At 70.1% G+C, this 6548-nt stretch carries 5 protein-coding genes and 1 pseudogene; all 6 read left to right on the top strand.

Annotated elements, in window-relative coordinates; translation table 11 throughout:
- Positions 1–488 precede the first annotated feature (488 nt).
- Positions 489–2048 (top strand): group II intron reverse transcriptase/maturase, encoded by a 1560-nt coding sequence (ltrA, locus tag E1258_RS28580; RefSeq protein WP_243715751.1) that lies wholly within the window; start codon positions 489–491, stop codon positions 2046–2048.
- Between the two features lie 128 nt (positions 2049–2176).
- Positions 2177–2278: pseudogene (locus tag E1258_RS28585) on the top strand (transposase); the annotation flags it as partial.
- 70 nt (positions 2279–2348) lie between these two features.
- Complete coding sequence (locus tag E1258_RS36045; protein WP_371688697.1) at positions 2349–2585, top strand: Scr1 family TA system antitoxin-like transcriptional regulator; 237 nt, start codon at positions 2349–2351, stop codon at positions 2583–2585.
- Between the two features lie 327 nt (positions 2586–2912).
- The gene (gene mqnC, locus E1258_RS28590) at positions 2913–4103 is read left to right on the top strand and encodes a cyclic dehypoxanthinyl futalosine synthase (RefSeq protein WP_132406598.1); all 1191 of its coding nucleotides are present in this window, start codon (positions 2913–2915) and stop codon (positions 4101–4103) included.
- 380 nt (positions 4104–4483) lie between these two features.
- Positions 4484–5698 carry a cell wall anchor protein gene (locus tag E1258_RS28595; RefSeq protein WP_132406594.1) on the top strand — a complete coding sequence of 405 codons (1215 nt, stop codon included), beginning with the start codon at positions 4484–4486 and terminating at the stop codon, positions 5696–5698.
- A 93-nt stretch (positions 5699–5791) separates the two neighbouring features.
- Complete coding sequence (locus E1258_RS28600; RefSeq protein ID WP_132406596.1) at positions 5792–6502, top strand: demethylmenaquinone methyltransferase; 711 nt, start codon at positions 5792–5794, stop codon at positions 6500–6502.
- Positions 6503–6548 lie beyond the last annotated feature (46 nt).

Genomic DNA, 6548 nt, shown 5'->3' on the forward strand with positions numbered 1-6548 from the left:
GTGCGCCGCGAGGCGCTGTTGAACCGAGTGGAGGTGGAAGACCTTCACCTCGTGGCCGTCGCAGCGGCTGCGTGAAGCTGGGGGCAGCCTGATCCGGGGGACGCCGGGGAGGGTGGGAAGCAGCCCCGACAACGACGGGACGTGCCGGTACTGCCAGACGGTGCGGGTCCGGCTAGCGAGACGAGAAGGTGTACTGACAGGAACCAGCGTTGACGTTCCGTAAGCGATGTGCCGGCTCGAACCTGGTGGATGTGGGCCGGGGTGCAGTGCACGACCGCCTGCGATGTGAGGCGGTCGACTTCATGTCCGACTGATAGCGCCGGGCGTGGAGGCCATGGTGAAGGTCTGCGGCGTAGCCGTGGCGATGCTGCCGGGATAACAGCTGGGCGCCTACCTCGTCGATCGGTCAGCAGTGAACGCGGGAACCACCCACGGTCGCCCTTGCGCCGCCCGTCCGGGGCGGCGACGGGCAGACCCGTCGCCGGTTGATGGCTGCTGGGTGGGGCGGAGGTCTCGTAGTAGTCCGAGGTCGGGAAAGCCGACCACATGGCGAAGGGGGCCAGCAAGTCAGCAGCGAGGAGATTGGAATGTCGGAAGAGCCGCCGGTGAACGCCGGCGCACCGGAGCCGGTCTGGCCCTTACCTGGGTCGGCAGAGCTTCGGGTACTGAAGATCCAGACCAAACTGCACCAGTGGGCGACGAGTGATCCTCATCGCCGGTTCGATGACCTGTTCAACCTCGTCGCCGACCCCGCGTTTCTGACCGAGGCGTGGGTTCGGGTGCGGGGCAACAAGGGAGCCCGATCCGCTGGGGTGGACGGCCAGACCGCCTACTCGGTGGAGAAGGAACGCGGCACGGAGGCGTTCCTGCGCGACGTGCGGGAGCAGTTGCGCTCGCGCTCGTTCCGGTCGTTGCCGGTCAAGGAACGGATGATCCCGAAACCGGGCACGCGCAAGAAGCGGCGTCTGGGGATCCCCACCGTGACCGACCGGGTCGTGCAGGCATCCCTGAAGCTGGTGTTAGAGCCGATCTTCGAGGCGGACTTCCAGCCGTGCTCCTACGGCTTCCGCCCGAACCGGCGGGCGCATGACGCGGTCGCGGAGACCCGTCACCTCACCTCCCACCCACGCAACTACGAATGGGTGGTGGAAGGTGACATCGCCGCCTGCTTCGACGAGATCGACCACACGGCCCTGATGGACCGGGTGCGCCGACGGGTCGGAGACAAACGGGTGTTGGCCCTGGTGAAGGCGTTCCTCAAAGCAGGCATCCTCAGCAAGGACGAGGGCTTACGCGAGTCGAACACCGGCACCCCGCAGGGCGGGATCTTGTCGCCGTTGCTGTCCAACATTGCCCTGTCGATCCTCGACGAGCACTTCGTTGGGCAGTGGAACAGCTGGACCCAATGGGACCGCGAACAGCGCCGCCGTAAAGGTTTAGGGACGTGGAAGTTCATCCGCTACGCGGACGACTTCCTCATCCTGGTGCGCGGCGAGCGTCAGCACGCGGAAGTCCTGCGGGAACAGACGGCGACGCTGTTGGCCCCGATGGGACTGCGCCTGTCGGAGGCCAAGACCCTGATCACGCACATCGACGACGGCATCGACTTCCTCGGCTGGCGCATCCAGCGCCACCGCCGTAGGGGAGACATCCGGCAGTTCGTCTACAACTACCCGTCGAAGAAGGCTCTGACCTCCATCACCGGGAAGATCAAGACGATCTGTCATCAGGACCTGAACCTGGACCTGGCCAAGGTGCTGCACCAACTCAACCGGGTGCTGCACGGCTGGACCACCTACTTCCGGCCCGGTGTGTCGTTCAAGACGTTCGACTACCTGCGAGCGTTCACCTGGCGGCAGATCATGATCAGACTCCGCCGCAAACACCGGAAGAAGATCAGCTGGAAGGAACTCCGCCGCCGCTACTGCGACGGTGGCTGGTGGCCCAGAGACGGCGAGGTGACCCTCTGGAACCCCACCCAAGCGGGCACCACCCGCTACCGGTATCGGGGAACCCGAATCCCGAGCCCGTGGCCAACCGCAGCATGAAGATCACGCCCGGCCCGCCGGGACTTGTGGAGAGCCGGATGCGGTGAAAGCCGCACGTCCGGTTCGGGAGGCGGGCCGCGGAAACGGACCGGTCGAAAGACCGACACCGCGCCGCGGCCCGACCTCACGTGGTCAGGGTGCGGGACGGGCAGGTCGCGAACCGGCCGATCTACGCCGCGATCGGGGTCACCCTGGACGGGGAGAAGGACATCCTCGGCTTCTCCAACGGGATTACCGAGCGAGCGCTCCGTCGGCGCGGGAACGGCGAGGAACGCTCAGTGAGTGCCCGCCGTTGGCCACGTGGCGGCAGAGAGGCCAGCGCCGACGCTGCTCGACGAGGCGGTGTTGCGCCGGGCGCTCGGCGGCCCCCGGGTGATGGCCCGCCAGCTTCGGCACCTGGTCGAGGCGGCCGAGCGGCCGACGGTGACGCTGGGGGTGGTGCCGCTGGCGGTCGGCGGGCACACCGGCCTAACGGCTCGTTCGCGTTGTTCGACTTCCCGCGCAACCGGTCGGTCGTCTACCTCGACCACAAGCTGACCGCGTTGTTCTGGCGATCGGCGGGTCTGGGCCGCCTTCGTCGCCGACCTGCCGGAACGTCCCGGGGCCTGAATGCCACGCGGTTTCGCCTTCTGCCGAACCGCCCTGACAGACGGGGCGCGGCTCGTGCGGTGCCGCAGGCTGGTCGCGGTCCCACAGACGGGGCAGCTCCAAAGGGCGCAGACAGAGGGCTGCCGTCCGGTTGCCGGCCGCGCGGGCGGTCGGCGTACGGGACTCGAAGGACCGGCCTTGCCCGTGCTGGCCTTCGGCCGGCGGGCCTGGACCGCCCTGCGGGCCTGGACCGCCGGCCGGCGTACCCTCGAACGTGTGACGGTGAGCCGGGAGATTGACGACATCCTGCAACGCGGCGCGGACGGCGGGCGGATCACGCCCGAGGAGGCCCTGCTGCTCTACACCGAGGCGCCCTTCCACGCCCTCGGGGAGGCGGCCGACGCGGTGCGGCGGCGACGCTACCCCGACAACATCGTCACGTACCTGATCGACCGCAACATCAACTACACGAACGTCTGCGTGACGGCGTGCAAGTTCTGCGCCTTCTACCGTGCCCCCAAGCACAAGGAAGGGTGGACCCACCCGACCGAGGAGATCCTGCGCCGCTGCGGCGAGGCGGTCGAGCTGGGCGCCACCCAGGTCATGCTCCAGGGCGGCCACCACCCCGACTACGGCGTGGAGTACTACGAAAAGCTGTTCTCCTCGGTCAAGCAGGCGTACCCGCAGCTCGCCATCCACTCCATCGGGCCGAGCGAGATCCTGCACATGGCCAAGGTTTCCGGCGTCAGCCTCGACGAGACCATCGCGCGGATCAAGACGGCCGGGCTGGACTCGATCGCGGGGGCCGGCGCGGAGATGCTGCCGGACCGGCCGCGTAAGGCGATCGCCCCGCTCAAGGAGTCCGGCGCGCGCTGGCTGGAGGTCATGGAGCTGGCCCACCGGCAGGGCCTGGAGTCGACCGCCACGATGATGATGGGCACCGGCGAGACCAACGCCGAGCGGATCGAGCACCTGCGGATGATCCGCGACGTGCAGGACCGCACCCGGGGCTTCCGGGCGTTCATCCCGTGGACGTACCAGCCGGAGAACAACCACCTGAAGGGCCGCACCCAGGCGACAGCCCTGGAGTACCTGCGCCTGGTCGCGGTCTCCCGGCTCTTCTTCGAGACCGTTCCGCACCTACAGGCGTCCTGGCTGACCACCGGCAAGGACGTCGGTCAACTCGCCCTGCACATGGGCGTGGACGACCTCGGCTCGATCATGCTGGAGGAGAACGTGATCTCCTCGGCGGGCGCCCGGCACCGCTCCAACCTGCACGAGCTGATCGGCATGATCCGCTCGGCGGACCGCATCCCCGCCCAGCGGGACACCCTCTACCACCGGCTCGCGGTGCACCACACCCCCGCCGACGACCCGACCGACGACCGGGTGGTGTCACACTTCTCGTCGATCGCGATGCCGGGCGGCGGTGCCGGGAAGTCGCTGCCGCTGGTCGAGGCGAGCTGACCCTGCGCGCTGCGGCGGGCACGGTGGGCGAGGACAGGCCCCCCGGTCGGTTGGTGATCCGATCGGCGGTCCGGACAGTTCTGTTGGTCCTGTCGGACCTGGTGTGCGTCCTATCCCGCCAAAGGGTCGCGCAGGTCACCCCAGGTCGCTAACGTCCCCCGCGACGTGTCTGAGGTTCAGTCCTCCATCGGCCCGTGGGGGCCGTTCACATAATGCACCGCAGTGGGGGCGGGATGGGCGACCATCCCGCCCTCGTTGTCGCGACGAGTGGTGGCCGGACAGATGAACAACCCATGCCGCTGCTGGCGCAAACGATCTACCTCGGATAACGTCCGCTCGGTTCCGCAACCTTCCTCCTTCTTCCCAAACCCGGGGGATCAATGACCTCGTTCCACCGCTCGGCGCTGGCCCGTGCCGGTGCCGCGGCGCTGCTGGCCGCCGGTGGCCTGGCCACCGTGGCGGCCCCGGCGCAGGCGGCCGACCAGGCCGACCTGGCACTCGTCCCGCTCAGCCAGAACCTGGCCAGGGGCGTGGAGGCGGCCAAGGCCAAGCCGTTCAAGTTCACCGTCGACAACACCCGCAGCTCGGCGGCGGCCCGGGACGTGCGGGTCACCGTGGAGACGAAGGAGCTGACCCGGCGGGTCGGCTTCGTCGTGCCCGAGGGCTGCGACGTCTCCGGCACCACGTTCACCTGCCTGCTCGGCGACCTCGCCGGCGGCACCACCGAGGACTTCGGCATCCCGCTGTTCAGCACGGGCGGACGGGGCAGGGGCGGCGCGCTGACGGTGACGATCGCCTCGGCCACCGCAGACCCGAACACCGACGACAACACCGAGACGGTCGACATCACCGTCACCCGCCCCGGCTACGACCTCACCTCCTGGGTGCAGGACGGGTACGCCAACGTCGTGGTCGACGGCGCGCAGAACAGCGAGCCCGAGCTCAAGCCGATCCCGCGCGGCGGGACCGCCCCGCTGGACTGGGCGGTCTACAACGACGGCAGCCGCAAGGCGACGGGCATCTTCTACGCCCTCACCCTGCCGGCCAAGGTCAGTTTCGCGAAGCTACCCGAGAACTGCGTCGAGCAGGAGATCGGCGGGCTGGCCCAGGCGTTCTGCGAGGACACCGGCGCGGTGGTGGAGCCGGGCGAGTACTACACCGACGAGGTACGGGTGAAGGTCGCCGAGGACGCGGCCGAGCCGGTCCTGCGCATCGGTGAGCTGTACGCGTACGGGCTGGACGGGGCGGAGGGCGCCCCCGAGGAGGAGCCCCGCGTCGCCTCCTCGGCGCAGCGCCGTGCCTTCACAGAGACGGACGAGGTCGACAACCAGGCCGTGTTCGACGTGTTCGTGGACCTGGCCGTCCAGCCGACCCCGACCCCGACCCCGACCGCCACGCCCTCCGGGCAGCCGACGGCCAGCCCCTCGCCGAGCACCGGCGGTGACGACGGCGGGCTGCCGGTCACCGGCGTGCAGGCGGGCCTGATCGGTGGCGTCGGCGCGGCCGTGCTGGTGGTCGGCGGTGTGCTGCTGATGCTGGCCCGTCGTCGCCGGGTGGTGCTGGTCACCCCGCAGGACGAGAAGCCCACCGACTGACGCGGTCGCGGCACGACGGCACGACTTGTACGGGCGGGGTGGGCGACCACCCCGCCCGTACCGCGTCCGGGCGGTGGCTGGCAGAGTGGAGGGGTGAGCCGTACCCCGCAGGGCCAGCGCGCCAGCCTGGACAAGCAGCCGCACGAGGTCGCCGCGATGTTCGACGGGGTGGCGGCCCGCTACGACCTGACCAACACGGTTCTCTCCTTCGGGCAGGACCGGTCGTGGCGGCGGGCCACCCGGGCGGCCCTCGGGCTCGGCCCCGGCGACCGGGTGCTGGACGTGGGTGCGGGCACCGGCGTCTCCACGGAGGAGATGGCGCAGTCCGGCGCGTACGCGGTCGGTGCCGACCTCTCCCTCGGCATGCTGTCTGCCGGCAAGCGGTCCCGCCCGGCGGTGCCGTTGCTGGCCGGGGACGCGCTGCGGCTGCCCTTCGCCGACGCCAGCTTCGACGCGGTGACCATCTCCTTCGCGTTGCGTAACGTGTCGGACACCAACGCCGCCCTGCGCGAGCTGGCCCGGGTCACCCGGCCCGGCGGCCGGCTGGTGGTCTGCGAGTTCAGCACCCCGGTGAACCCGGCGTTCCGGACGGTCTACCTGTCGTACCTGATGCGCTCGCTGCCGGCGGTGGCCCGCACGGTGTCCAGCAACCCGGAGGCGTACGTCTACCTGGCCGAGTCGATCCGGGCGTGGCCCGACCAGTCGGCCCTCGCGGCGCGGATCGGCGCGGCCGGCTGGGAGCGGGTGGCGTGGCGCAACCTCACGGGTGGCGTGGTGGCCCTGCACCGCGCGTCCCGCGCCTGACCCGTCCCGCGCCCGCCCGTCCGAACCCGTCCGCGTCCGCCCGTCC

It is taken from the genome of Micromonospora sp. KC207 (assembly GCF_004348615.1).
Lineage (GTDB): Bacteria > Actinomycetota > Actinomycetes > Mycobacteriales > Micromonosporaceae > Micromonospora.